Source organism: Bacillus songklensis, from assembly GCF_042649685.1.
Taxonomy (GTDB): domain Bacteria; phylum Bacillota; class Bacilli; order Bacillales; family Bacillaceae_H; genus Bacillus_BA; species Bacillus_BA songklensis.
On record NZ_JBHRZT010000052.1, the window covers coordinates 21,658 to 47,842 of the forward strand.

A 26,185-nucleotide genomic window follows, 5' to 3' on the forward strand; every position below is an offset into this window, starting at 1 on the left:
CTAGTTCCCTCCTTTCAAAACGATATAATCAACATATAAATGAGGAGTCACGATTTCTTCAGGAGAAATGCCGCCTACCTCCACCACCTCATCCACCTCCGCAATGACCACATCCGCTGCTGTCGCCATCATCGGATTAAAGTTTCTTGCCGATTTACTATAGAGGAGGTTTCCTAATTTATCCGCTTTTTTCGCTTTGATTAAAGCAAAGTTTGCTTTTAATGGTTCTTGAAGTACATATTTTTTCCCATTAAGCATTCGTTCTTCTTTTTTTTCTGCAATCTTTGTCCCTACACCGACAGGCGTATAAAATCCTCCCAGTCCGGCACCCCCGGCACGGATCGCTTCCGACATGGTACCTTGCGGAAGAAGTTCCACTTCCAACACTTTTTCTTGGTACGCTTTCACCACTTCCGGGTTGGACGTAAAATACGAACCAATCACTTTTTTTACTTGGTTTTGTCGAACCAGCACCCCAAGCCCTCTTCCAGGCCCACCAAGGTTGTTACTAATAATCTCTAAATCTTTTACACCTGTTTGAGCCAATGCTGCAACCAAACCGACCGGGCATCCAACGAGCCCGAACCCCCCCACCATAATTCGCGAGCCGCTTTTGATCATCTTTACAGCTTCTTCGCATGTAATCAACTTGCTCATTTTCCATTCCCTTCCTCTCCATCCGTTATTATGGATAAAAACGTCAGGTATATAAAAAACCGGGCAAGACACAAATTCCTCATAAAGAATGTCCTCTTAAACAACATTCTCTACAAAGTGTTTATGTCTGCCCGGTTTTAATAAGACCATGGGAAGAGGTCATCTTCCCACTTTATTATAACCAAACGTTATGTATTCTTTTGCTTTACATTATCCCAGTAACGTTGAATTGCAGCTTGGAGAGCCACAATGATCGCTTGCTGGGATGGAGCAAAATAATAGTTTTGGATTCTTTCGATAAGCGGCTCTACCCCATCTTCGAGACAATAACCAATCAGCAGTTTTTGAAAATAATTTTTCGTTAATTCCGTTACGAATGTGAACTCAGCACCCACTATTTTATGTTCTTTAAGATCCACCTCTAGTACAATTCCTGCATGCTTATACATTTCATACATGGAAGTTCCCTGAGGAGCCTTTGCATATCCTGTAACAATCACTGTATCCAGTGTTTGCATGCCCCTTAAACCTCCCCTCAAAAACTAACTGACTTTTTCCATTTCTAACTCGATTATATGGTCCGTTAAAATGGATGTCAATACGAAATATTCTAAATTTTTAGAATGTTGACGTAATGTCACATTTAAAGTAAACTCTTCCAATATTAAAAAACATTACTTAAATCCATATATTCCAACTTGAGTTTTTTGCCTCTGTCATCGAGCCTTCTTCTATTTGCGCTTTTCTGTTCTCTCACCTTGAGCAGGCTTACAAAGGTAAATAATTTGCCATCAATGCTTTTTATTGATGCCTATTGTTGATTTTTGACTTGAGTAAAGACAATAAAATCACCCCTCGTTTTTTACTTTAAGATTTTATACCACAGTCAACTTTAGGTTTTACAAAACAATCTCTGTGAATAAAATGTACGAGCAGTTTCTGTTAGACAAATAAAAGCGGGAGGTGTGTACATGAGCATGATCATAAGTTACATATTTTTAGGACTGTCGTTGGCCGCTCCCATCGGTCCTGTTAATGCGGCCCAATTAGATAGAGGGATTCGAAGCGGCTTTTGGCACGCGTGGATATTCGGGTTAGGAGCTGTCACCGCAGACGCTGTATATATGATGGTCGTTTATTTAGGGGTCGTCCGTTTCCTTGATACGCCGTTCATGCAAACTTTCCTCTGGTTCTTTGGTTGTTTTGTTTTAACTTATACCGGTATCGAAACTTTATTGAAGGCCGGTCAGATCCATACAAGCGGCAAAAGATGCGCTGAGTCCCGTTTTAAATCATTTCTATCGGGTTTTTTCATGTCCATCTCCAATCCTTTGACTATTCTTTTTTGGCTTGGTATCTATGGATCCGTTTTAGCAAAAACCGCTTCGTCTTATGGCACAAGCCAGCTTGTTTTATACAGCGGAGCTATATTCATCGGAATTTTACTATGGGATGTAACGATGGCGGGTGTTGCCAGCACCTTCCGCAGAATATTGACCTCAAAGTTTCTTACGATGATTTCGGTTTTATCGGGTCTATCACTGATCGGTTTCGGCGTTTATTTCGGCTTTCAAGCCGTTCAAGTGTTGTTAAGTTAGAATGGGACAGTCACCTATATTTCCTCCTTTCAATAGTATGCAATATGAAGGAGGAAGTAATAATGATTCAACTATACGACAAAAACAGTATTCAGGAAAACTCGGCCCTTTTAGAAGAGTGGGAACAATCCGCTTTTCATTTATTGGCAACAAAAATGACGGATAGAGAAAAACCATTCCCTTGCATACCTGCCCATCAAGGCTTTATGCTGAACCATCTTAGATATGCCTTCTTGGGGGATCCAAGGGCATCAGCTACACATAAAGATCTAGCCGCTTTATTGAAATCCTATAGTGAGTGTTCGCGGCAGACAGGCAAACATGCCTCTCTCATCGTATTTTTTAAAACGCCAGCCGATCTTGTTCAGACCCATAATATTAAAGATTATGAACGTTTGTTTTGGTCACTTTTAAACGGGACTAGCAAACTGGATGAAAAAGAATGGCCATCACACATTCCACCGAATCCGGCACATCATGCCTGGGAGTTTTGCTTTCATCAAGAACAGTATTTTGTGTATTGTGCTACACCAGGACATGTTATGCGCAAAAGCCGCAGCTTTCCGTTCTTTATGCTTGCGATTACACCAAGGTGGGTGCTGGAAGAATTCAGTGCGGCCGTAAAGACGGCTTCCAAAGTTAAGCAATCCATTCGTGAGCGTCTGACGGCCTATGATGAGGTGCCGCCTCATTCGGATTTGAAGTGGTATGGACAATCGGACAACTATGAATGGAAGCAATATTTCTTAACGGATGATGACACATCATCTTCCTCCTGTCCTTTTGCACGTTATTGGAAGGCGAATCAGGACAATTGCCCATAGGATAAGGAAATTTCAAGAAACTTACCTCCCTAAGGTTTTAATGGCAAGGATCCCCTTTTGGCCTTCCCCTTTTTTCCACTTAGTGCGCATCATAAGAACTACCAATCCTATAATGACGACAAATAGCAAACTCATCCAAAATCCGGGCCGGCTTGTTTTTTGCCATAAGGTGCCGCTGACAGCAAGTGCGATGAGAATCATGCCCAAAATACGTTTGACTTTACCCCATCCCGTTAATTGCAGTAATCGTCCTGAAGACAGGAGAATAAAAAACCAATTGTATAACAGCATAAGTCCTGCTGCTGTCGTCATATATTCGTAAATTTTTCCGGGGATTAGCAATGCCAATATGACCGATGCAGCCAACCCGGCCGTTGTAAGTCCTACAGCAGCCAGGGGCGGCTTCTCCTTTGCTTTTTCTTTCTTCCCTTTTTTAGCGAAAAAGGAAGGAGCGTCACCCCCTTCGGCTAACGTAACAAGCAAGCTGGTAACGGCGAATAAAGAAGCGGCCATCGTTGAAAAACCCGCTATAATTAGTGCACCATTGAAAACGTGAGGAAAAAACGGAAGGTCATATTTATCTAAGGCAATGACAAATGGACTTTCCTCCGCATTAAAAGAACGCCACGAAACCATCGTGACGGCTAATCCGATGGATAAAACATATATGATAGTCAGAAGCAGCAACATTACTTTACCCGATTTTGGAGCATCTTCTTTCCTTTGAAGGTTAATCGCCATCAATGCCATGATTTCGATTCCCCCAAATGCATAAAAGGCATAAATAAGAGAAGACCAAAATCCTTTTAAACCTTTCGGAAAAAACTCATCTCCGGCATCCGGAATCTTAAGGTCCGGTTTCCCTCCGTCAAGCACACCAAAAAGCGCGAGTGCAGCAATGATGAGAAACATCAAAATAGCTGAAACTTTTATGACGGCAAATAAGTTTTCAATACGTTCAAATCCTTTTGTGCCAGCCAATATGACAAGCAGTCCAAGAACTGCATATCCGGCGGCAAATACCCACAAAGGAATATCCGGAAACCAAAAGCGGGAAAAAATCGACAGTGCCGTCAGTTGGCTTCCTATGATGAGGATTTCTGAGCACCAGTATACCCATCCACAGCTAAATCCCGCCCAGCGACCGTAAGCATTTTTCGCATAGGCGCAAAAAGATCCCTTCTGCGGATCTGAAGCTGTCATTTTGGCAAGCACATCAAAGACAAGATACGTGCCAAAAGCAGCCAATATAAATGATATGATAATGGAAGGCCCGGTCATTTTGATGGCAAGACCCGAGCCAAGGAAATAACCGGTCCCTATAATACAGCCTACCCCAATCAAGGATAGCTGCCACCATTTCAAGTTGTTCTCCTCTTGCCCCCCGGTGCAACTCGTTTTGCTCATCCAAAATCCCCTCCTTATATCTCGTTTTATTGTTGGGTACACTTGAGATGTTTATGTATGAAATATTCTGTTAGATTCGGTGAGTCTTGCTGTCCATAAAAGCGAATCAAGGTCGCGGAGATGATGATAATATCAACCAGAGGAGTGACAGCCTGCTTTTTCTTACCGGACATGCTGTTTTACTCTCTGTTTCATAGGCACGCAAAATCATTTAATACATAAAAAGAGGTGTCCCATTTTAAGGAGTGTTCCTTAAATCCCACTTTTGCAAATTAAAGGCTGCTTTTCCTTTAACAGAGAAACGAATAGATGAGTTGTTCACATTAGGATAAATCCTTGAAGTAAACACTTCTTCCCCATCATTGATAAAGATTTCAATTGAAGAGGTATCCATGAAAACTTGCAGCTTTTCCAATTTATCGAGCTGACAATGTCTTGCTTCCCACATATTATCATTAAAACGTTTCCGTTCAAAAGACGCACGTTGTCTTACCGGGTCATACACAAAACGCGCATTGTCTCTGAACAAAATATCAAACATTTCCCCTTCCAGCTTCATGGTGTTGACTTTTAATTCAATAGACTGGCCCTCGATCTTTTCAAACGATACATCTCTTTTTGTTAACTCGATGCACTCGTGTGACACTTCATTTCTTCTTAAATTCTGAAGTTCCTGTACCGGTTTTTGATATAGCTTGCTTCCATTTAACACAAGCTCACGCGGCAATGTCATGGCATGAATCCAACGATGCTGAATGGTTGGATGATATGGTTCTTGATCATCTGTAATCCCCATCCATGCAAACATCAACCGTCTTCCTTTCTCATCAAGTGTTGTTTGAGGCGCATAGAAATCGAAGCCACGGTCTAACTCAGTGAACGCCCCATGTTTGAAGTGAACCTTCTCATAATCGATTTCACCCACAAAATAACCTGACTGAAACAAATTGTGATACATATCTCCTTGAGGCTCCAGTCCTTGCGGGGAAACGATCAATACAGCCTTTTCATTCAAAGCAAACAAATCGGGACACTCCCACATATAGCCGAATTCACCGAGACCGTTCATGTTTGTCCCTGCAATCGGACCAAGATGTTCCCAGTGACTAAGATTGTCTGAGCAAAACAGCACTGCTTTTCCCTCTTTGTTTTCGCTTTGAGCTCCCACGATCATGTACCATTTATCATGTTCTTTCCAAACTTTTGGATCGCGAAAATGAGCTGTATAACCGGGCGGCAACATGATAACTGGACCTTTTTTCTCAAAGTTCACCCCGTCTTTTGAGATGGCCATGCATTGATATGTTTCACGGTTTCCCGATCCATCTTTCACATTTCCTGTATAAAACAAGAACATGTTGCCATCCTTCTCTACAGCACTGCCCGAATAACAACCATTTTTTTCATACCATTCGCTCGGCGCAAGCGCGATCGGTTCATGGTTCCAATGAACAAGATCAGTTGACGTGTAATGTCCCCAAAATTTTGCACCGTGCGCCGTTTGAAACGGATTCCACTGATAAAATAAATGATACTCGCCTTTAAACCGAATGAATCCGTTCGGATCGTTTAAAAGCCCAACATCGGGCATGATATGATACGTTAGGCGATAAGGATCAGATACTACGGTATTACGGTATTGTTCCACTTCTTTATATGCTTGATCAATCAATAATTTTTCACGCTCATTCATTACCTTTAAACTCCTTGATTGGATTAACGAACTATCAGCTGAGAGAAAGCTCCTGCTATTAGAAGTTTCCATTGAACTCATTTTATTGATTTATCTCTTCTCTCATCTTATCCGAGTAACCGAACAACCATGTGAGAATGAAAGCTGTGGCAATCGCGATGACATTGACCAACAGATATAATAAGATTTGCCCGTTTAAGTAAAGCAATGTACCCGGAATCACCGTTATGGCCATACCCGTTGCTTTCAGGCCAAAAATCGAAGCAAAGAATCCGCCTGCGCCCCCACCGATTAATCCCATGATAAAAGGTTTCATATAACGTAAGTTTACGCCGAAGATGGCAGGCTCTGTAATTCCTAATAGTGCCGAAAAAGAAGACGGCAACGCTAACGCTTTTAATTTAGCTGATTTTGTTTTAAGTCCAACTGCTAAGGCAGCGCCGCCCTGTGCCGCAACCGAACATGTAATAATAGCGTTATAAGGGTTGTATCCATATTTCTCTAACAATTGAATCTCTAATAGGTTGAAGACATGATGAACACCGGTTACAACAATCATTTGATTTAAGAACCCGATCACCAAACCGCTAATGCCAAACGGCCATTTTAACACAGCCACCGTTCCATTTAAAATGGCTTCTTCAACAATATGAAAAATCGGACCGATGGCGAATAAAGCTAAGGTGATCATAAGAAGCAATGTTAAAAACGGTGTGACAATTAAATCCAGGGCTTCCGGTACTCTTTTACGAATTTGCTGCTCCAGCTTAGCCCCGACTACTCCAGCAATAAACGCTGGCAAAACAGATCCTTGATAACCGATAACCGGGATGAAGCCGAAAAATTTAAGCAGTTCCACATCTCCTCCTGCAACTCCCCATGCATTCGGCAATGCCGGGCTTACAAGCATCAATCCAAGAACCAATCCAATCGTCGGCGTTCCACCAAACACTCTAAAAGTGGACCACGCAACAAGTGCCGGCAAGAAAATAAAGGCCGTATCTGTTAGCACTTGGGTGAACAAGATGAAATTTTCAGAGATATCCGCAGGTGTTAGTCCAAACAATGCTAGAATTTGCTCTTGCATGACTAAGCCGCGAAGACCCATAAACAATCCGGTTGCGACAAGTGCCGGGATAATCGGGACAAACACATCACCAAATGTGCGAATTGCCCGTTGAAACGCATTTCCGCTCTTTTTTGCCTCTTGTGCCTGTTCCGCTTTCGTCGAGCTTTCAACTCCCAGCTTCTCGACTTCTTCGTAAATGCGGTTGACTGTACCAGTTCCTAAAATAACTTGATATTGTCCCGAGTTGAAGAAAGCGCCTTTTACCTTGTCCACATCTTCAACTTTTGGCTGATCAATTTTTTCTTTGTCTTTAACCATTATTCTTAAACGAGTCGCACAGTGAGCCACTGACATAATGTTGTCTTTGCCTCCAACCGCTTCAATAATTTCCTGTGCAATTTTTCGGTTATCCGTCATTTTCTTTCACTCCTGACATGACAATTTAAAAGATTAATAGAATTCCAGTTATTTCATGTAATCGATTTCACAAAATAAAAAAATATATGTAATCGATTCCACATTTCCTTAAAAGGATGTGGAATCGATTACACACTCATCATATACTATCACGAACAAGAAGTCTATAATTTAACTGAATTTTTTTCTGTCCCGTGTCTTTTCCAGAAATTTGCTGTAAAATCAAGGAGGCAACTTCTTTACCGGCCCTTTCGTATAAAAAGTCAATGGTCGTTAGCGACGGTGTAACATACATCGAAAGTTCAGATGCACCAATGCCCACAAGAGCCATCTCTTGTGGAATGGAGTATCCATTCTCTTTTAAATACCTCATTGCCCCTACAGCTAAACGGTCTGTCACGGCAAACACAGCCGTTGGTGCTATGAAGGACTTTTCCATGATCCTTTTCATTGCTTCATAGCCGGATTCGATATTAAAAATCCCTTTTTGCACCCATTCCTTTTCTACAGGCAATTTGTAATCCTCCATTGCATCAAGGTATCCTTGTTTTCTCAAATATCCGACAGAGCGGTCCGATTCATCCACTCCGATGAAAGCGATTTTTGAATGGCCCTTTTCAACAAACAGTTTAATGATTTCTTTTGCCGCATGATAATCATCGTTCACAACGGTTGAAACGCCAGGAATGTCTTGTCCTACCGCTACGAATGGAATGTTTAACTGTTTGATTTCTGAAAGAAGTTCTTCATTGATGTTCGTAGCCAATAACACAATTCCATCCACCTGCCGGCTCTTTAGAAGGCGTAAATAGACAATTTCCTTTTCCCGTTCCAAGTTCGTGTTGGCGAGCAAAATTTGATATTCATGTTTCGCAAGTTCTTCACTCATGCCGTTAATCAACCGGCTTGATGTTTCTGTCCCCATCCTTGGCAGTACGACGCCAATGACTTTTGTTTTTTTGGTACGAAGCGACTTTGCATGCTCGCTCGGAACATAGCCGGTTTCTTTAATAACGTTTAAAATACGCTGACGTACAGGATCGCTTACATATCCAGAATTATTCAAAACACGCGAAACGGTCGTACTGGATACATTAGCCATTTTAGCTATTTCTTTAATGGTAATCATTTGGATTGTTCCCCCACACTAATAAAAATGAGACTGGAATGACCTAAGTTTAGAATATCCCGCATACATGGTCAATATTTGAAAGTTCATCTACTATAAAAAATAAGAAAAGACATGAACATTTTTGGCTGAATAATATATGATCATTCAGAAAATAGTTCACATCTTCTATGTGTAAAATTTAATCTATGTTAATGTCTAATGTTTTCCTTTTATATTACGGCATCGGTCCAGTCTTTTTCCTTTCCTTCTCTTAGGAAAAGAACGGTTTCAGTATCGGAGCTTGTCCCGATTTCAAACGGAAATTTATAGGATTCGTTCCCTTTGCCGGTAATGAAAACCCAATCACCACAGGAAGCGCTTTTAATTGCATTCTTAATAGCGAGAGTTCGATCCGGAATCACTTCACCTTTATCTCTTCCGTATTCTTTGTTGAGAGTGCTCATGGTCAAGACCATACTATCGAACGGCACATTGTTTAAATCGTCCAGAGTTAAAATACAACAATCAGCTAAACCGACCGAAGTTTGAAGCATGTCTCCTCTTTTTGTTTCATCTCTTCCTCCTCTAAACCCAAACACATGAAAAACCTTTTTAGCACCACATTCATGTGCAGCTTTTAGACAATGTTCAAATGCATCCGCAGTATGGGCATAGTCAATCACTATGGTGATTCCATCATAATCAATCATTTCAAATCGGCCTGGCGCTCCCTTAAAGCTCAATATGCCCAGCACAAGTTTATCTATAGCTATCCCTATTTTTCTTCCTGTAATTAAAGCCATTACGGAATTGTATATGTTATGCTCTCCAGGCATCTTCACATGGAAATGAAGCTCTTCCTTTTGTCTATTCTTTAAGATAACCGACGGGCATAAACCGTTTAACGTCTTACGGAAAGTCCATTCGGCTTCTTCAAATTGGCTGAGGGAAATTGTATTAATTTTCTTCTCTTCAAGAATGGCTTGAAGCTTTTCTCCCCACTGATTATCGATATTTACAATGGCAAAGCCGTCGGATTTCAATTGATTAAATAAGCTCGCTTTGACAGAGAAGTACTCTTCAAAGCTTTTATGATAATCTAAATGATCATGTCCCAAATTGGTGAAAAGGCAATAATCAAATTCAATTCCCTCAACTCTCGCCTGTGATAACGCATGGGAAGAGACCTCCATCACCACGAAATCATCATCGCTTACATGAAGCAATCGATTCAGTTCCAGACTATCCGGCGTTGTATGAACAGCTGGAAATTCTTTGCCATTCATCACGTTTACCACTGATCCGAACATGGCACAAGTATACCCCGCCTCTTCTATCAAGTGTTTTAGCATAAACGCTGTCGTTGTTTTGCCGTTTGTTCCTGTAATCCCGATCATGATATGCTTTTTTGCAGGATTTTTATAATAATTGGCTGCCATTTTAGCAAGTGCTTTTCTGCTGTCTTGTACCCGGATATACGGAACAGGAAGTTCTTCTTTTATTTCCTTTTCTCCCACTACTGCGGCAGCTCCATGATTTATTGCTTGCTTGATATAATCGTGTCCATCATGCCTGCCCCCGCTAATAGCTATAAACACTTCATTTTTCTGGACTTTATTTGAATGGAAAGAAAGACCGTCTATGCTTATATTTTTCAGAATTTCAGCTTGATTGTTTATTTTTATACCGTGAAGAACATCGTATAACTCCATGTTAATCCCCTTGTTCGATGAGATAATATACCAACATTATTTTTTGAATACATGAACGGATCTATACGAAAATAAATATGGTTTACTGCCGCAATTCTGAAAGAATATAAAGAAAACTTGGCTAGGGCCAAGTCTTTAGGCGCCGGCAACCGCCTAGTTGCACTTGTGCGGTCAAGAAAGGATTTTTATGCTTTCTTATTAGCTAAAAAAGAGGATGACTCAAAAGGTATAAAAGGCCATACCTTTTGAGTCATCCTCCTTTTTTAGCCTTTATTCCTTAGTTAATGATAGGAACGTTTATCCTTTTTGGAATGAAAAGCTCACTTTGTTTTCTTTTTCATCCCATTCTAAGAATGCGTCAAAAGTCTTCTCACCTTTTTTAAAGCCCTTAATTAAATCCGTTTTTCCACCTTTAAGCAACTTCTTCATATTAACTTGCGAAATCGTTTTTCCTAAAATCTTTTTGGAAATAGTAAAATCACATTTTGTAGTAGAATAATTGGAACAACCATAGAAGGTCCCTTTATCCACTACATCACCATCACATTTTTTACATTTCCCAACTTTTGTTCCAATGTTTTTTGTCTTTCTTCCGGCTTTTTGTCTCTTAAACTCACTGAGATCAAAACCATCGAAAGACCAGGCTTCACTTTGTTTCCTGGCATCTTCAATCAATTTTATCGACAGCTTTTTTGCTTGTTCCATAAATTCTTTGGGAGATGCATTTCCTTCCCCTATTTGATGCAGGCGCTGCTCCCATTTGGCCGTCATTTCAGGTGAAGCCAAAATGCTTGTGCCTATCGATTCAATGAGCAGCTTTCCTTTATTAGTTGCGAACACTTGATTTTTCTTTACTTCAATGTATTTCCTATCTTTTAATACACCAATAATCCCTGCTCGTGTTGCTTCTGTACCCAAGCCTTCCGTTTTGTTCAACACTTTCACTAACTCTCCATCTTCCAGGTGTTTGCCGGCAGTTTTCATTAGTGTAATCAATTGGCCTTCGGTGTATCTTTTCGGAGGCTGTGTTTTGCCTTCCTTTACCTCAACCTCCTGAACAAATCCTTCTTCTCCTTCTTTTAGAGAAGGCAAATCTTGTTCATCTTCTTCAGGATCCTGATCTTTCTTACCACCATATATGACTTTCCGCCATCCATCCTGTATTTGCTCTTTTCCTTTAGAAAGGAAAGTGGCTCTGCCTTCAACCAATGTGTGAATGGTTGTATAGTCGAAGATGGCTTTATCATAATGAGCCGCGATTAGCCTTTGAACAATTAACGTATATATTTTTTGCTCCTCTGCTGACATTTTAGCCGGATCTGTCACTTGCTCGGTCGGAATGATGGCATAGTGATCCGTTACCTTCTTTTCATTTACATACCTTTTATTATTGATGATCGATGGATAAGGCACGGGAAAATATCCCTTAAACGAATCCAGCTGGCTGAGCTTTTGTAATATCTCCGGAAACATCGCTGCTTCTTCTCTAGTGACGTAACTTGAATCGGAACGAGGATAAGAGATAATCCCTTTAACATATAGCTTTTGAGCAATCTCAAGTGTCTTTTGCGGTGAAAACTTAAACATGTTGTTCGCCGTCGCTTGCAAAGATGACAAGTTGAAAAGAAACGGCGGCTGAAACTCTTTGCGCTCTTTCTCAATGGAATCAATGGCTGCCTCTTTTCCTTTACAAAACTGGAAGATCTTTTGAGCCATCTTTTCTTCATTTAAGCGTGCTTCGCCATCTTTATGCCATTTGCCTTTATATACTTTTCCGTCCATATTAAAGGTGGCCAGTACCTCCCAAAAAGGCTCTGATTTAAAGTTTTCAATTTCTTTTTCCCTTTTCACAATGAGAGCAAGGGTTGGGGTTTGTACACGTCCCGTAGAAAACACATCTGAAATCCCTTTTTGTTGGAGCAAAAGTGTATAAGCCCGGGAAGCATTCATCCCCACAAGCCAATCAGCACATGCTCTCCCCAATGCCTCATAATAAATGTTCCTGGTCTGGGATTCATCCAACAAATTTTCAAATCCATTTATAACCGCCTTTGGCGTTAACGAGGATATCCATAGACGTTTCATTTTTTTGTTGTTCTTGCATAAGGAAAGAATGATTCTAATAATAGCCTCCCCTTCTCTTTCTGCATCACCTGCAATGATAATTTCATTTATGTCTTTCCGATGGACCAACTCTTTAATAAGCTTGAATTGTTTCCATTTCGATTTTGTTACACGATGCTGAAATTGTTCAGGGATAATGGGTAAAGTTTGTAAAGACCACTTTTTCCATTTTTGATCATATTCTTCAGGAGGCACCAGTTCACATAGATGACCAATTGCCCATGTCAATAGTGCTCCGTTGGGGAAAAGGTGATTTGGCGCTATCTCCACATAACCGTCCTTTTTCTTAAAAGAGAAAGGAGAAGCCAGTTTCAAACCCTGATCGGGCTTTTCTGCAATAATTAACTTCATAAAAAATCTCCTAACACATTTAAACTCCCTAATATTGTATCTTGGGATTACTATATTTTCATACTAAAAACCATTTAATTGAGATATATAATCCACATAAAGAATTTAACATGGATGTTTTTTATTCACGTCAAATGATTTATGTGGATTTATATAGTTGAATTATTATTATACCATCGAAATCAGTCCGAAGTGTTTGTACTACCATGAAGGGCAGACATGTAAATTTTTGTCTTTATTAAAAACTATATTGACTTTTTTATCTTAATGACAAAAAACAGAAAATCACCTTGAAAAAGTTTTTACTATGAAGTATAATGAATTAATTGGTATAAAAAACATGTTAATGTGATTCACATATTATCAAAGGCCAATAAGGATGATATGAAGGGCCTTATCGATTCTTGATAATATGTGAATTTTTTATTTTTTTAAAGGTTATTGAAATGATATTTTTCATGTCGGAGGAGTGATCTAATGTATTGGAATAAAAGAAATGCCCCGGAAGAGGAGAAAGAACAAGTAGCCATTTGGGAATGCCAGGCAGAAAATTGTTTGGGATGGATGCGAAAGAACTTTGCTCTTGAAGATCATCCTAATTGTCCTTTATGTGGAAATACAATGAAAAGCGGAGAACGTCTCTTACACAATTTAGTAAACCCAAGAAACCATACCGTTTAATGTGCTGTGCGTTAGGCTTTCTCAACTGAATCATTACACCAGCAAGAAGGCTCGGATTTTACTGCATCCGAGTTTTTTTGAGCACATAATTTCAGTCATATGGCCTTGAGATAGGAGCCCTTTCTAATCATTTTTCGCTTATTCTTCCCTTCAAGCTTATCCATAAAATAAACCAACATCCAATTGAAACAAATGAAGCAATATTTTCAAAAACCATCAAAAAATTGTTAGTCCCCTCTTTCTTCTTTCTTGTTATAATATCTACTAAAAACTAATCTATATAAATCCACGTTAATTTTTTAACCTTTGTCACCGGTCTCTCTTCTATTTGCGCCTTTCTGTTTTTTCATCTTGAATGAGCTTACAAAGGTCTAAAGAATTGAACATGAGAGCGTTTTTTCTCATGTTCAATTCTTTATGTGGATTCATATATTTATTTTGTCTTTCTTTTTATATAAAAACGAGTAAAATGAACAATGTGGATATCGACTTTAACGAGGGGGAACTATGTCAAAAAAATATATATTGCTCATCTATATCGCTTTCAGCCTTATGTGGGTTTTTCTTACTGATGAGCTGTTGCTCTATTTGCACAATAATCTCAACTATCTTCTATTGTGGCAAAAAATAAAAGCGATCATTTTTATAATTTTATCCAGTATTTTCATATACTACCTGATTATTAAGCGGGAAGAATTTCATACCGTCCAAAAAGAAAAGGAAAAACTTCAAACGCTCATCAACTCCATGGTTGATTTCGTTAACTTTAAAGATGGTGAAGGCCGGTGGATCGAAGCAAATGATTTTGGACTAAAGCTATTTCAGCTGGAACATGTTGATTTTAGAGGAAAAAAGGATTCGGATCTTGCTGAATACACCGACTTTTATCGAGAGGCTTTGCTCTATTGCGAAAATTCCGATGAAGAAACATGGAAAGCCCGTAAAATTACCCGCTCCGAAGAAATAATACCATTGCCTGAAGGCGGCTCAAAAACGTTCGATACGATTAAGGTTCCATTATACGAAAGAGACGGGAGCCGCAAAGGACTTGTTGTAATAGGACGGGATATTACAGAGCGGGTTATGATCGAGAGAAAGTTATCGGAAAAGCAGCAACGCTATCAATCTTTGTTTGAATATAACCCAGAAGTGGTTTACATGGTAGACTTAAAAGGAAACATTACCAATTTGAATCATCAGTTTGAAGTTCTCACGGGACATTCAAGAGAGGAATACATTGGTAAACCTATCCTGCAGTTTGTAGCAAAAAAAGATCAAAAGCAAGTAAAAAAAGTTTTCTGTAAAGTCATTAAAACACGGAAAGCTTGGAATAACAAAGAAGTAGAAATCATGCGCAAAAACAGAAAGAAAGCTATTTTATCATGTACATCTGTTCCAATGGTCATTGATGATCAGATTGTCGGGGTGATCGGATATGCCAAAGATATTACTCAGCTCAAAGAGACGGAAGAAAAATTAAAGAAAACAGAGAAACTGTCTGTAGTGGGGGAACTCGCCGCAAGCCTTGCCCATGAAATTCGAAATCCTCTTACTTCTCTTAAAGGATTTGTGCAACTCATACAAGACGATGATCAAACGAAACAAATATATTACAAGGTCATGTTGGATGAACTTGACCGGATTAACGAAATAGTCAGTGAATTTTTAGTATTAGCTAAACCTCAGAAGCTCCTTTTCAAAAAAGCTGACCTGGGAGATATTCTAACATCTGTTGTATCACTGCTAGAATCACAGGCAAACCTTTATGGCGTTGAAATGTCCATGGAAATCAAACATCGATTGCCTCTCATCGAATGTGAGCCTAATCAATTAAAACAATTATTTATTAACCTTATAAAAAATTCGATTGAAGCCTCTTCTAAAAAAGTAAATGTCATTTTAGATATGAAAGACCAGGAACACATTTTAATAAAAGTAGAAGATAACGGCTGCGGGATTTCTAGAGAGCGAATGAAACACTTGGGAGAACCTTTTTATTCTTCAAAGGAAAAAGGGACAGGTCTTGGGCTGACGGTAAGCTATAGGATTTTGGAATCTCATAGAGGCCACATTCAATTTCATAGTGAAGTAGAAGGAGGAACGGTTGCGGAAGTTGTACTTCCCGTTTCTTTAAATACTACCTTTTCTAATGTCCGATAACAAAAATGCGCATTTTTATCCAATTAATAAGGGGTTGTCCAAAAAGCAAACACTTTTGGGACAACCCTTTTTCAATGAACATGGGCAGCTTGCTCCGATAACGATAATCATCAAGGTCATCTACCTCGGCCGCCATTTGTTTGATCTATTGTTCAAACCGTTCATATGAATTCCCCCGTTTAAGTCCAATAGCGTCGTGCGGCACAAAGTTCCCTTTCATAAATTGTATCTTTCAGATCGATGACTTCGATTGTTTTTCCCGTTTTCGGCGAGTGAATCATTTGCCCGTTTCCGTAATAAATACCAACATGATGAATGGCACCTTTTCCTTCGTCATAAGCGAAAAATAATAAGTCGCCCGGCTTTAACTGATCCAGCGCTACATTCTCCCCTTCTTTTGCCTGGTCATGGGCATCACGCGGAATGATATATCCATTTGCTTTACACATCGCATAGCTAAATCCTGAACAATCAAATCCGAATCCGCTCATGCCTCCCCATAAATACGGCAAATCTAAAAATGCTTTTCCCGCTTCTACAATTTGCTGACCGTTTCCTTTTGGAATCTCCACAACTGAAGCATAAACTGCCGTACCATCTTTTCGAAGCAATCCTGTGCCGGAAGGAGTCTTTACTTTAACCCAATCCTCCGACTCCTCCACTAATGGTAGCCTTGTTTGGAAGCTGAGCTCCATCCAACTTGACCCATCGTCATGATAGAGCAAAGACGTAGGACTGGTAACAACAGCGACTCCATTACCCGTATAATCTTCTTCTTTTTTCTTCAGCTGTCCTTTTGGCATCCACCCTGGATAACCATGCGAATTTTTGGAAGATGGCTGTTCTGGCACGACGACCAGTACCCAGTCACCTTTTTCTTCTAATACCATCACTTCCTGGCCGCATAACGCTTGTGACTGAACAAGATTGCTGTTACAAAGGTCTAAAAGTGCCTCAAATGTTAACGAATCAAGCCATTCACGCAGCAAAACGGGATTGGAGACCGCTCCTTGGTCAATCCCGCGCGGTGAATCCGGATTCGTCCAAATGGTAGCTACCGCTGCATCAACTAAATAAACCCCTTTGTTTTCCAACGTTTGTCCCCCTTATATATCTACCTTCTCAATCCCCAGTCCCGGGCTCTTCGGGAATGTAATCTTTTTGCCTTCATACACGATACCGCCGTGGACGATGTCTTTTGCCAGCATTAGCGGAGCATCAAAATCAAAGCGCGTGATGTTTTTCTTGCTTGCCGCAAAATGGGCAGCTGCACTGATCCCGAGACGGGTCTCGATCATACTTCCAACCATACATGGGACACCGCAAACGTCAGCAAATTGGTTAATGATCTGTGCCTGATAAATTCCACCCGCTTTCATCAGCTTAATATTCATTAAATCTGCACTTCTTGTTTTGAGTACTTCAAATGCCTGCTTCGGGGAAAAAACGCTTTCATCCGCCATGATCGGTGTCTCAACGGCATCCGTTACTCGCTTTAATCCTGCAATGTCTTCAGCATGGACCGGCTGCTCGACCAATTCAATATCAAGCCCCATATCTTCCATTTTTCGAATGGCACGGATTGCCTCTTTTACTCCCCATCCCTGGTTGGCATCGAGCCGAATTTTAATCGAAGAACCTACGCGATTTCGGATTTCCCGAATGCCAGCAATATCCGTTTCAATCTCACCTTTTCCGACCTTTACTTTTAACACCGTAAAACCATCCTTCACGTATTGAACGGCATCTTCACCCATTTCTTTGGGTGAATTAACGCTCACAGTAAAATCCGTTTCAATCTCGTTCCGGTATCCGCCTAAAAACTGATAAAGAGGCAGCCCGCTGTTTTTTGACAAACAATCATAAATGGCCATGTCAATTGCGGCTTTGGCACTCGAATTGCGGATTAATAATTTTTGAAGGTCTTGAAAGATACCTTCATAATTTAAAAGATTTCTGCCCGCTAATGCCGGCTTTAACACATGCCGGATCGCCGACTCGATGCTTTCTAAACTATCACCTGTAATGACGACAGTAGGCGGCGCTTCCCCCCAACCGACAATTCCATTCTCGCATGTAATTTTGACGATAATGGCCTCTGCCACTTCTACTGTTCGTAAAGCCGTTTTGAAAGGTTTAACGAGAGGAACAGCTGTACGGAATGTCTCGATTTGCTGGATTTTCATTTTGGCTCCCCCTTCTCATGGTATTGGTTATTGAATACCAGGCTCGACGATAAAAGTCTTTGAATTTGTATCAAGTGTGCCTCTCACACCGATTGGAATGGCTACCTGCGGTGAACAATGTCCGATTTTGAACCCTTTCATCGCAGGTTTATGGGCAGACGCAATATGATCGGCCACCACGTCGTCAAGTGTTAAGGAGCGCTTTCTTTTCTTTGGTGTACAATTATTAAAATCACAAACAAGGATCCCTGCCGCTTCCTCTATTTTCCCTGCCATCTTTAGCTGATTGAGCATACGATCTACTTGATAAGGCTCTTCATCAACATCTTCCATGAATAAAATCTTTCCTCTTGTATCTACTTCAAATGGTGTACCTAATGTACTGACGAGCAAGGATAAATTCCCCCCAATGATTTCCCCTGTTACTTTCCCTTCATGAATCACCTCTAAAAGAGAAACCTCCTCTGTATACTCGATCGTTGTCTCGGTAAATAACTGTTTAAACGATTGTTTCGTCAGCTCATACACCTTTTCCTGCCCGATGTCAGAGCTTAGCATCGGTCCATGGAACGTGACCAGATCCGTTTTTTGATGGATGGCCGTATGTAAAAACGTAACATCGCTGTAGCCCCAGAAAATTTTCGGATTGTGTTTCACGAGCTCATAATCGAGCCTGGCTGCAATTCTTGCCGTTCCAAACCCGCCGCCTGCACAAATGATTCCTTTTACTTCTTTATCTGCAAACATTTCATGTATGTCTTCGATTCTCTCCTCATCTTTCCCCGCTAAATAGCCGTTTACCGACTCAACATGCTTTCCCACTTTCACATTTAAACCGAGCTCTCCCAAAAAAGGGAGCGCACGCTGAAGTTTTTCAAGATCAGGCGGACTTGCAGGTGCTATGACCCCAACTGTATCTCCTTTTTGCAATTTTTTTGGTCTTATCGCCAAAAGAGCCACTCCCTTTCGATAATCCATATTCTTCCATGCTATATAACTCTAACTTAATCGTTTAACATCAGTTTTGCCGTTTATGCTATTCATGGCCTTTCTGTTCTGACATCTCGAATGGACTTACAAGGGTTCTCGTATAAGCGATTGCCAAGAACCCTTAATGTCACTTGGTGATCGCTTATGTGTAAAGAATTTGACACGGGCGTTTTTGGCTCACGTCAAATTCTTTACGTGGATTTATATATATGTGCTTCCCGTGTATGAATTCCTCTATTGTTAAAAATCTATCAATATATGTATTATATATAGCGATTTAAAAGGAATTGCCCCTCCATTTAACCATTGTTTTGTCAACCCCTAAACGGGAAGGGGTATAATGACTTACAAGGGTTCTCGTATAAGCATTTGACAAGGGGCCTTAATGTAAATGGGCAAATGATTTATGTGAATATATATAAGTTCAACTTAAGTTTTTAACCTCTGTCATGGAGCCTTCTTCAATTTGCGCTTTTCTGTTCTCTCACCTTGAGCAGGCTTACAAAGGTCTTCGTATAAGCGGCTGGCAAGAGCCCGTAAGGGAGCTTGCCAGCCGCTTATGCGTAAATCATTGAACATGAGAGCGCTTTTTGCTCATGTTCAATGATTTATGTGGATTTATATATAAAAAAGCCGACTGCCTATCCTCATCCTGCAGTCGACTTACCTTTATTTTTTAATGATGGCAAAGTCCATTGATGACTTTTTATCCATGTGAACTTATGCTTTTTGTTTTGTTAAAATATCTTGAACTTCACTTAACGTCGGCAAAGCCGTCATAGCCCCTTTGGTCGAAGCAGCCAGCGCTCCTGAAACGCTTGCAAAACGTGCCGTTTGTTCTGCTTCTTCCACTGTTATTTCTTCCATTGCCTTGTCATATTCATTTAACGAATACAAAATCCCTGATACAAATGCATCCCCTGCACCTGTCGTGTCTACTGTGTTTATTTTCAAAGCCGGAACACGGGCCATCCCCTGTTTCGTCAATACATAGCTTCCTTCAGCTCCTAATGTAATAAGGGTAAGAGGAATATTGTATGGCTTTAGAGCTTCAACACCTTTTGGAATATCGGCTTCCCCTGTTAAAAACTCCAGTTCTTCTTCCGAGATTTTTAAGATGTCTGCATATGGCAGCATAGAGATGATCGTCTCACGCGCTTGTTCTTCGCTATCCCATAAACCAAGACGTAAATTAGGATCATAAGATACGATCATATCGTGTTTTTTGGCTAGTTTGACCGCTTTCCTTGTTGCACTTTTCGACGGTTCGCTAATCATAGAGATCGAACCGAAATGAAGGATTTTATGCTCAGTGAACATCTCTTCCTTCACGTCTTCTTCGTTTAAAAAGCGGTCAGCACTCGGATTGATATAAAAATCAAAGCTGCGTTCGCCCGTCTCTGAAAGAGTAACAAATACCGCTCCGGTGCGGGCCTCGTTCGTTAGCGGCATAGAGTCCGTACGAACCCCGAAGTTATCGAGAGTATCTTTTAGAAATCTACCTAACACGTCATCTCCAACTTTACCTAAAAAAGTGGACTTGATTCCCAGGCGGGCCACGCCTACAGCCACATTTGCCGGTGCACCTCCAGGACTTTTTTGATATGTAAGATTCGTTTCATCTAATGGAATGAAATCAATAAGTGCTTCCCCAAGACTTATGATACCTTTTTTCATATAAATCCTCCTCCTTGTGTAAAAAATATCCGGCCAGAAGGTGCTTGCCTGATGTTTTTATTCTTTTATTTATAATAACTCAACCAACCATGAAAATGACAATACGATATCTAGCTTCTATATCCAAAAAAAATCAACCTCTTTGGTCAAAGGAGCTGACATGAATGGAATACTGTACTTTTTGGGGCCAGGCTATTCAAAACGGAAACCGATCCCTCCGTCTACTATCACATTTTGTCCTGTCACAAATGAAGCGTCATCCGACAATAACCATTTTACTGCTTTTGCCGCTTCTTCCGGTTCCCCTACCCTTCCCATTGCATTTATTTTTTTATACATTTGGTTTAACTGTTCAGCTTCTTCTGCTGATAGCGAAGAAAATTTTTTCTCCAACATCGGCGTGCGAAACGCTCCAGGGCAAAGTGAATTTACTCGTATGCTGTAAGGACCATACTCTTGCGCCACAGATTTTGTTAACGCAATGACCCCGCTCTTTCCAGCAGCATATACACCTGTACCAGCCGAACATAAGACAGCATCCATTGATGAAGTGTTCACAATGGCCCCGCTTCTTTGCTGCATCATTACTTGCAGTTCGTATTTCATGCAAAGCCATACGCTTTTTAGAGTCACATCGATTAAATGATCGAAATCCTCTTCCGCAAATGCGTGAGTGGGTGCAGGCCTTACTTCATCGTTGGCCGCATTATTAAAAGCAAAATCTATTTTTCCGAAAGTGACATGTGTTTGTTCAATAAGCCTCTTTACATCATCGTTTTTTGTGACATCTGCCTGAATATACAGGGATTTAGGTGAACGCTTTCTCAAACGCGCCAGCGCCTGTTCCCCTTTTTCCACACTTCTGGAAGCAACCACAATATGCGCTCCTTCTGCTGCTAACAATTCCGCCGCTGCCAGTCCGATTCCCGATGTTCCGCCCGTCACTATCCCTACCCTTCCCTCAAACATGCCCTTCTCCCCTTTGGACTTTTTGTTGGAAATGATCCACAAAAATATTTTAACAAACGATTAGAGATAAATATAGGTTCTCATCCTTAGTCTGCTTTTTTAAAAGGATCGATGAAAATATGATAGTGGGAAATAATAAACACAGCATGAAATTTTATCGTTTGTTTTTCGACAAAAACCGATATATTTATACAAGAGCTATTGGATGTCAGACAACTATAGAAAAGACCAGACTCACCCTTTTGCGAGTCCGGTCTTTTCCATTTATATGATAAAGTTTCATCGTCACCATTACCCTGCTTGATCCTCTTCTTTGGCAACATCGTACATGAATGGCTTCTCAATAATATGCTGCACATAGACGGTCACTAGATCGTGCTTCTTTACTTCTGCAACAATTAAGCGACTAGGATCAGCTACTGTAAAACTTGTCCCGTCCTGAAATGATAAAATCCGTTCACCCACTGATAAAATTTGTTTGTACACAATATCTTTTTCTTCGTCAAATGATTTAGAAATGGCAGAAGAAAATAAGATGATAATTTCCTGATCTCCCATTTTTCCACGAAACATCTTAATCAACTCCTTCTGAGCTTCTATTTAAAGTATTCACCATTTTTCAATGAAATACCTTCTAATTTCTGTGTCCAATTCCCTTAAATTTATCCGGCTCCAACAAGCAGTAAGTTGCCCTAACAGAAGTTTCGCTGGAGAAATGAAGCCCAAAATCCATTCATGCGAAAAAGATAGTAGATAATTTTAACTATTTCATTTATTCCTCCAAAAACCCCTGTTTTTCACTTGACGCTCTCATCATGATTATTGTATATTTAAGACAATCATCTAACTGAATATTATGTGAATATACAAAATAACAAAGTCGTTTTGTATGCGCATTCATGTGATATTTTGTTATATGATAATAAAGTCTTCAAGTAGCTACATAGAGAAGCTACAAAGTAATTAGGAGGATTCAGAGTCATGCAAAACGGTAAAGTAAAATGGTTTAACAATGAAAAAGGCTATGGTTTTATCGAAGTTGAAGGCGGCGACGATGTATTCGTACATTTCACTGCTATCCAAGGCGAAGGTTTCAAAAGCTTAGAAGAAGGGCAAGAAGTTTCTTTCGAAATCGTTGAAGGAAACCGCGGACCTCAAGCAGCTAACGTTGTGAAATTATAATAACAAACTCGCGTATTCATATATAAATGTAAAACCTCCTGCAATTCGCAGGAGGTTTTATAATTAAATGGACTTACAAAGGAATCATTTGGCTTGGGCGCTTTTTGCTCATGTCAAATGATTTGTGTGGATTTATTCATCGCATATTTTTATTCGAATCAAAACACTCTATTGTTATGGAGGTGTTTTTATGGACAGATTACCAAATCAAAAAGTGACAACTGGCTATAACGATTTACAACAAGTAGAGGTTTCCATTGAAGCGGCCCGAAAAACGGTGGGTTCCGCTACAATCAGCATGGATCCCGAATTCCTTGAGCATGCACAAAATGCCGTCAATCATGCGAAAACTCAGCTGGCAAATGCGCGTGCCAATGCGACCGGTGTTGATGAAGAGTTTTTAACAAATTGTGAGAATGCCCTTTCTGAATGTGAGCACCAGCTAAACGAAGCATTGCAATAAAAAAGCGGATGGATCAATACCCTTCTTCTGAAGCGTGAAGCGATACCTTAACATAGAGGAAAATAAAAATAGGCCTTGATTTGTGTCAAGGCTTATTTTTCGAGTAGCAATTTTCCGTAATGCTGAATCTTCTCACCAATTGTGCATTGATTTATACAAAAAGACTGGGCATGATTTTTTCCATATTCTTTATTAAACGTGCGTTTAACAAAACAATCCTGGCAATAATAATCTAACAGTTCTGTTACTTCCTCTAACAACTCTTTTCGTTCCAATCTATCTTCATCTCCTATTTTCTAATCATCCAGTTGTTTATGGCTTGCAATTTCCGTTCCTTGTAAAGCCTGGGTCGCAAGCTGATCAGCTTCTTGATTTTGTTTTCGTGAAACAGGCTCATAAATTGGATGAATTTTTAATTCGTCCATTTTTTCTTCAATACGATCCAGCCAGCGATTAAAATCTTCCTCAAAACAAGGCCACTCCCCTGACAGCTGCTTTAGAACGACTTGAGAATCTCCGCGAAAGACAATCGATGTTTTGGACACTCCAAGCAACTCAAGCTGTTGTAACACATAATAAAACGCGGCATATTCCGCTTCATTATTTGAGTTCAATTGTTCCAGCCTCGCATTTTGACGGATACGGTACTTTCGGTTGTTTTGTTGATAATAAATAACTGCGCCCACTCCTGATGTACCCATACTAAGATCAAAGCCTCCGTCAAAGTAAGCAACAATATCATGTGGTTCCGTTTCCACGTCCTTCACTAATTTTTTCGCTTCTTTCACCGTCCATTTGTTTCGTTGTTCATCCAGTAAGAAGGTTTCCTTTGTGCGTCCCGTTTTTTCCAGATCTTCAACGATTAATAGTGCTTCTTCTGCATTCGTGTATTCCGATAAAAAAGATACTTCCCTGCTCTTGAATTTATAATGCCATTCAATTTGGAATTTCATCGCTTTGTAATCCTTTCTTCGGCTATATATTCTTTTCGGTATCATAACTTTTCATTGTGTTTGTATCTTTTCTCATACGTTGAATAATGGTATCACTACTTTTATGCACATTCAAGCAATTTGGAGGATACATTATGATGAGATCGACCATGCCCGAGATTCCCTAAAAACAATTTTTGCTCTTCTTCCCCGGGTTGCAGCTGGAAGCTTGCTTATAGGATTAGCCAGCACACGGATGTCTATTTATTTTCTTGCTTAAATTAAAAAAGAAATTTCCAAAATCAAATCAATTTTGGATTTGCAATAATGGCGGCAGTACCAGGTCTGTCAATTGTTGGACACGTTCATTTTCATATCTGTAGCTTTTTTAAGCATCTTTCCCTTTAATGAGTGAGTACAAATTTTATGGCCGCTTATTTTATTAAATGGCTCGTTGCGGGGATTAACACTCCTTTCTTATACATTGCGAGGCACTTTAAAGTCGTTTAAGCTCCTTTTTTGTTTTTCTAAAAGTTTACACTGAATGTAAGAATCATATGATAAAATACAAGCAGAAAACTCATATCGCGGGGGTGCTGAATTGATTGAAGTATATGTAGATGGAGCCACTGCAGGAAATCCTGGATTATCAGGAGCCGGTATTTTTATTAAAGGGAATGGGGAAAACCTTCAATATTCTATTCCTTTAGGGAATATGACAAACCACGAGGCTGAATATCATGCCCTCATCAAAGGGCTGGAAATCTGTCTTGAAAGGAACTTTCGAGTCGTCTCTTTCCGTACAGACTCTCAACTGGTCAATCGTGCTATCGAAAAAGAATACGTCAAAAATCCAGAGTTTTCCCCATTGCTTGCAAAAGCATTAGAGTTGTCTAAACAGTTTGATCTATTCTTTATGAAATGGATTCCAAGCAGTCAAAATAAAGTGGCGGATGAGCTGGCGAGGAAAGCGATTCAACAACATCGAGGGGATGTGAAGACCCCATGAAGAAAGTATGGTTAGCAGAAGGCGCTTTACTATGTGTCGCGTTTATTTGGGGAGCCACATTTGTCATTGTCCAACAAGCGATTCAATATCTTCCTCCCATTAGCTTTAACGGTATTCGCTTTTTAATTGCTACCCTATTTTTATTCTCCTGGCTGCTTCTTTTTCAGCGCCAGCAATTAAAACAGTTAACCAAAAAGACTTGGCTCCATGGAGCAGTGATGGGAACATGTTTATTCGCCGGATATGCCTTTCAGACGGTGGGATTGATGTATACCACTTCTTCCAAGGCAGGTTTCATTACGGGATTGAGCGTTGTCCTCGTTCCTTTATTTGCTTTTTTACTTTTGAAACAAAAGCTCAAAGCAAATGGCATTGCGGGAGTGGTCATCGCGACGGTCGGCCTTTATTTCTTGACACTTGGTGACAAGTGGTCCATCGATAAAGGCGACTTTCTTGTTTTTCTATGTGCGATTTCGTTTGCGCTCCATATTCTTGTAACGGGCTTATTCAGCCAGCGGCACCCTACTTTGTTACTGACCATTATTCAATTGGGGACCGTTACCATTCTTTGTGTGATGTTTGCTTTCTTCATGGAAGATTGGCAAACGGTTCTCCAAACATCGTTATTATTGAAGCAAGAAGTCACCGTCGCCTTAGTGATTACTTCACTGCTTGCAACGGCTCTTGCATTTCTATTGCAAACCTCTGTTCAACAGTATACAACAGCAGCACGTGTAGCCCTCATTTTTGCCATGGAACCTGTATTTGCGGCGATCGCCGCTTTTTTCTGGGCGGGAGAACGGTTGACAGGCCTTGCTGTAACAGGCTGCTTATGTATTTTTATCGGCATGATCATTGCTGAACTGCCTTCCCTAAAAAAGAAAACAGCTATTGAAAAAGGAGCAGGCTTATCATAGTCGGATGATTCTGTCGCAAACAATGAAACGTTTCTCTTTTATTTGTAATGGAATAA

The 26,185-nt window shown here is 40.2% G+C and carries 24 protein-coding genes; 8 read left to right on the forward strand and 16 right to left on the reverse strand.

From position 1 onward, the window contains the following. Both ACFOU2_RS11385 and ACFOU2_RS11390 read right to left on the reverse strand, forming a co-directional pair. Complete coding sequence (locus tag ACFOU2_RS11385; RefSeq protein WP_377915178.1) at positions 1-657, reverse strand: CoA transferase subunit A; 657 nt, start codon at positions 655-657, stop codon at positions 1-3. A gap of 188 nt (positions 658-845) precedes the next feature. Continuing rightward, positions 846-1,175, reverse strand: a complete 330-nt coding sequence (locus tag ACFOU2_RS11390) for a DUF3870 domain-containing protein (RefSeq protein WP_377915180.1) — start codon at positions 1,173-1,175, stop codon at positions 846-848. 453 nt (positions 1,176-1,628) lie between these two features. Between ACFOU2_RS11390 and ACFOU2_RS11395 the strand changes: the two genes are divergently transcribed. Together ACFOU2_RS11395 and ACFOU2_RS11400 are read left to right on the forward strand one after the other, a co-directional pair. Beyond that, positions 1,629-2,255, forward strand: a complete 627-nt coding sequence (locus ACFOU2_RS11395) for a LysE family transporter (protein WP_377915182.1) — start codon at positions 1,629-1,631, stop codon at positions 2,253-2,255. Positions 2,256-2,317: 62 nt separating this feature from the next. Then, complete coding sequence (locus tag ACFOU2_RS11400; RefSeq protein ID WP_377915184.1) at positions 2,318-3,079, forward strand: YqcI/YcgG family protein; 762 nt, start codon at positions 2,318-2,320, stop codon at positions 3,077-3,079. A gap of 21 nt (positions 3,080-3,100) precedes the next feature. On the opposite strand, the gene ACFOU2_RS11405 is transcribed toward ACFOU2_RS11400, so the two are convergent. The 6 genes from ACFOU2_RS11405 to ACFOU2_RS11430 form a co-directional block, all read right to left on the reverse strand. Beyond that, the gene (locus ACFOU2_RS11405) at positions 3,101-4,486 is read right to left on the reverse strand and encodes an amino acid permease (protein ID WP_377915186.1); all 1,386 of its coding nucleotides are present in this window, start codon (positions 4,484-4,486) and stop codon (positions 3,101-3,103) included. A 238-nt stretch (positions 4,487-4,724) separates the two neighbouring features. Continuing rightward, positions 4,725-6,179, reverse strand: coding sequence for a glycoside hydrolase family 32 protein (locus ACFOU2_RS11410; protein WP_377915188.1), 1,455 nt, complete (start codon positions 6,177-6,179; stop codon positions 4,725-4,727). 82 nt (positions 6,180-6,261) lie between these two features. After that, positions 6,262-7,665, reverse strand: coding sequence for a sucrose-specific PTS transporter subunit IIBC (locus ACFOU2_RS11415; RefSeq protein WP_377915190.1), 1,404 nt, complete (start codon positions 7,663-7,665; stop codon positions 6,262-6,264). Positions 7,666-7,804: 139 nt separating this feature from the next. Next, complete coding sequence (locus tag ACFOU2_RS11420; RefSeq protein ID WP_377915192.1) at positions 7,805-8,794, reverse strand: LacI family DNA-binding transcriptional regulator; 990 nt, start codon at positions 8,792-8,794, stop codon at positions 7,805-7,807. Between the two features lie 212 nt (positions 8,795-9,006). Beyond that, entirely contained in the window at positions 9,007-10,488 is a 1,482-nt protein-coding gene (locus tag ACFOU2_RS11425; RefSeq protein WP_377915194.1) for a UDP-N-acetylmuramoyl-L-alanyl-D-glutamate--2,6-diaminopimelate ligase, read from the reverse strand. A gap of 297 nt (positions 10,489-10,785) precedes the next feature. Next, positions 10,786-12,963: a DNA topoisomerase III gene (locus tag ACFOU2_RS11430; RefSeq protein ID WP_377915196.1), complete on the reverse strand. Its 2,178-nt coding sequence runs from the start codon at positions 12,961-12,963 to the stop codon at positions 10,786-10,788. Positions 12,964-13,440: 477 nt separating this feature from the next. On the opposite strand from ACFOU2_RS11430, the gene ACFOU2_RS11435 reads away from it, so the two are divergent. Both ACFOU2_RS11435 and ACFOU2_RS11440 read left to right on the forward strand, forming a co-directional pair. Beyond that, positions 13,441-13,644 (forward strand): cold-shock protein, encoded by a 204-nt coding sequence (locus ACFOU2_RS11435; RefSeq protein ID WP_377915198.1) that lies wholly within the window; start codon positions 13,441-13,443, stop codon positions 13,642-13,644. A gap of 507 nt (positions 13,645-14,151) precedes the next feature. Beyond that, positions 14,152-15,804, forward strand: coding sequence for a PAS domain S-box protein (locus ACFOU2_RS11440; RefSeq protein ID WP_377915200.1), 1,653 nt, complete (start codon positions 14,152-14,154; stop codon positions 15,802-15,804). Between the two features lie 179 nt (positions 15,805-15,983). Here ACFOU2_RS11440 and ACFOU2_RS11445 read toward each other — a convergent pair whose 3' ends face one another. The 6 genes from ACFOU2_RS11445 to ACFOU2_RS11470 form a co-directional block, all read right to left on the reverse strand. After that, complete coding sequence (locus ACFOU2_RS11445) at positions 15,984-16,898, reverse strand: C40 family peptidase (protein WP_377915202.1); 915 nt, start codon at positions 16,896-16,898, stop codon at positions 15,984-15,986. A gap of 12 nt (positions 16,899-16,910) precedes the next feature. Beyond that, on the reverse strand, positions 16,911-17,990 hold the full coding sequence (locus tag ACFOU2_RS11450; protein ID WP_377915204.1) for a mandelate racemase/muconate lactonizing enzyme family protein: 1,080 nt from the start codon (positions 17,988-17,990) through the stop codon (positions 16,911-16,913). A gap of 27 nt (positions 17,991-18,017) precedes the next feature. Continuing rightward, a complete protein-coding gene (locus tag ACFOU2_RS11455) occupies positions 18,018-18,968 on the reverse strand; it encodes a S66 peptidase family protein (RefSeq protein WP_377915206.1) in 951 nt (316 codons plus the stop codon). Positions 18,969-19,700: 732 nt separating this feature from the next. Next, positions 19,701-20,657, reverse strand: coding sequence for an aminoimidazole riboside kinase (locus ACFOU2_RS11460; RefSeq protein ID WP_377915208.1), 957 nt, complete (start codon positions 20,655-20,657; stop codon positions 19,701-19,703). A gap of 192 nt (positions 20,658-20,849) precedes the next feature. After that, positions 20,850-21,626, reverse strand: a complete 777-nt coding sequence (locus tag ACFOU2_RS11465; RefSeq protein WP_377915210.1) for an SDR family NAD(P)-dependent oxidoreductase — start codon at positions 21,624-21,626, stop codon at positions 20,850-20,852. A gap of 291 nt (positions 21,627-21,917) precedes the next feature. After that, positions 21,918-22,199, reverse strand: a complete 282-nt coding sequence (locus ACFOU2_RS11470; protein WP_377915212.1) for a hypothetical protein — start codon at positions 22,197-22,199, stop codon at positions 21,918-21,920. Between the two features lie 408 nt (positions 22,200-22,607). Between ACFOU2_RS11470 and cspD the strand changes: the two genes are divergently transcribed. Together cspD and ACFOU2_RS11480 are read left to right on the forward strand one after the other, a co-directional pair. After that, entirely contained in the window at positions 22,608-22,808 is a 201-nt protein-coding gene (gene cspD / locus ACFOU2_RS11475; RefSeq protein WP_028396624.1) for a cold-shock protein CspD, read from the forward strand. A 190-nt stretch (positions 22,809-22,998) separates the two neighbouring features. Then, entirely contained in the window at positions 22,999-23,271 is a 273-nt protein-coding gene (locus tag ACFOU2_RS11480; RefSeq protein WP_377915215.1) for a DUF2564 family protein, read from the forward strand. Positions 23,272-23,363: 92 nt separating this feature from the next. On the opposite strand, the gene ACFOU2_RS11485 is transcribed toward ACFOU2_RS11480, so the two are convergent. Beyond that, on the reverse strand, positions 23,364-23,546 hold the full coding sequence (locus ACFOU2_RS11485) for a zinc-finger domain-containing protein (RefSeq protein ID WP_377915217.1): 183 nt from the start codon (positions 23,544-23,546) through the stop codon (positions 23,364-23,366). A 21-nt stretch (positions 23,547-23,567) separates the two neighbouring features. Beyond that, positions 23,568-24,224: a ribonuclease H family protein gene (locus tag ACFOU2_RS11490; RefSeq protein ID WP_377915219.1), complete on the reverse strand. Its 657-nt coding sequence runs from the start codon at positions 24,222-24,224 to the stop codon at positions 23,568-23,570. 580 nt (positions 24,225-24,804) lie between these two features. Between ACFOU2_RS11490 and ACFOU2_RS11495 the strand changes: the two genes are divergently transcribed. Together ACFOU2_RS11495 and ACFOU2_RS11500 are read left to right on the forward strand one after the other, a co-directional pair. Then, positions 24,805-25,212 carry a reverse transcriptase-like protein gene (locus ACFOU2_RS11495; protein ID WP_377915221.1) on the forward strand — a complete coding sequence of 136 codons (408 nt, stop codon included), beginning with the start codon at positions 24,805-24,807 and terminating at the stop codon, positions 25,210-25,212. Beyond that, entirely contained in the window at positions 25,209-26,129 is a 921-nt protein-coding gene (locus ACFOU2_RS11500) for a DMT family transporter (protein WP_377915223.1), read from the forward strand. The genes ACFOU2_RS11495 and ACFOU2_RS11500 overlap by 4 nt, the downstream gene beginning before the upstream one ends. Positions 26,130-26,185 lie beyond the last annotated feature (56 nt).

Excerpts from the sequence above, each read along its gene's own strand:
- ACFOU2_RS11385 (WP_377915178.1), bottom strand. The coding sequence starts at position 657 with ATGAGCAAGTTGATTACATGCGAAGAAGCTGTAAAGATGATCAAAAGC.
- ACFOU2_RS11390 (WP_377915180.1), bottom strand. The coding sequence starts at position 1,175 with ATGCAAACACTGGATACAGTGATTGTTACAGGATATGCAAAGGCTCCT.
- ACFOU2_RS11395 (WP_377915182.1), top strand. The coding sequence starts at position 1,629 with ATGAGCATGATCATAAGTTACATATTTTTAGGACTGTCGTTGGCCGCT.
- ACFOU2_RS11400 (WP_377915184.1), top strand. The coding sequence starts at position 2,318 with ATGATTCAACTATACGACAAAAACAGTATTCAGGAAAACTCGGCCCTT.
- ACFOU2_RS11405 (WP_377915186.1), bottom strand. The coding sequence starts at position 4,486 with ATGAGCAAAACGAGTTGCACCGGGGGGCAAGAGGAGAACAACTTGAAA.
- ACFOU2_RS11410 (WP_377915188.1), bottom strand. The coding sequence starts at position 6,179 with ATGAATGAGCGTGAAAAATTATTGATTGATCAAGCATATAAAGAAGTG.
- ACFOU2_RS11415 (WP_377915190.1), bottom strand. The coding sequence starts at position 7,665 with ATGACGGATAACCGAAAAATTGCACAGGAAATTATTGAAGCGGTTGGA.
- ACFOU2_RS11420 (WP_377915192.1), bottom strand. The coding sequence starts at position 8,794 with ATGATTACCATTAAAGAAATAGCTAAAATGGCTAATGTATCCAGTACG.
- ACFOU2_RS11425 (WP_377915194.1), bottom strand. The coding sequence starts at position 10,488 with ATGGAGTTATACGATGTTCTTCACGGTATAAAAATAAACAATCAAGCT.
- ACFOU2_RS11430 (WP_377915196.1), bottom strand. The coding sequence starts at position 12,963 with ATGAAGTTAATTATTGCAGAAAAGCCCGATCAGGGTTTGAAACTGGCT.
- ACFOU2_RS11435 (WP_377915198.1), top strand. The coding sequence starts at position 13,441 with ATGTATTGGAATAAAAGAAATGCCCCGGAAGAGGAGAAAGAACAAGTA.
- ACFOU2_RS11440 (WP_377915200.1), top strand. The coding sequence starts at position 14,152 with ATGTCAAAAAAATATATATTGCTCATCTATATCGCTTTCAGCCTTATG.
- ACFOU2_RS11450 (WP_377915204.1), bottom strand. The coding sequence starts at position 17,990 with ATGAAAATCCAGCAAATCGAGACATTCCGTACAGCTGTTCCTCTCGTT.
- ACFOU2_RS11455 (WP_377915206.1), bottom strand. The coding sequence starts at position 18,968 with ATGGATTATCGAAAGGGAGTGGCTCTTTTGGCGATAAGACCAAAAAAA.
- ACFOU2_RS11460 (WP_377915208.1), bottom strand. The coding sequence starts at position 20,657 with ATGAAAAAAGGTATCATAAGTCTTGGGGAAGCACTTATTGATTTCATT.
- ACFOU2_RS11465 (WP_377915210.1), bottom strand. The coding sequence starts at position 21,626 with ATGTTTGAGGGAAGGGTAGGGATAGTGACGGGCGGAACATCGGGAATC.
- ACFOU2_RS11470 (WP_377915212.1), bottom strand. The coding sequence starts at position 22,199 with ATGTTTCGTGGAAAAATGGGAGATCAGGAAATTATCATCTTATTTTCT.
- cspD (WP_028396624.1), top strand. The coding sequence starts at position 22,608 with ATGCAAAACGGTAAAGTAAAATGGTTTAACAATGAAAAAGGCTATGGT.
- ACFOU2_RS11480 (WP_377915215.1), top strand. The coding sequence starts at position 22,999 with ATGGACAGATTACCAAATCAAAAAGTGACAACTGGCTATAACGATTTA.
- ACFOU2_RS11490 (WP_377915219.1), bottom strand. The coding sequence starts at position 24,224 with ATGAAATTCCAAATTGAATGGCATTATAAATTCAAGAGCAGGGAAGTA.
- ACFOU2_RS11500 (WP_377915223.1), top strand. The coding sequence starts at position 25,209 with ATGAAGAAAGTATGGTTAGCAGAAGGCGCTTTACTATGTGTCGCGTTT.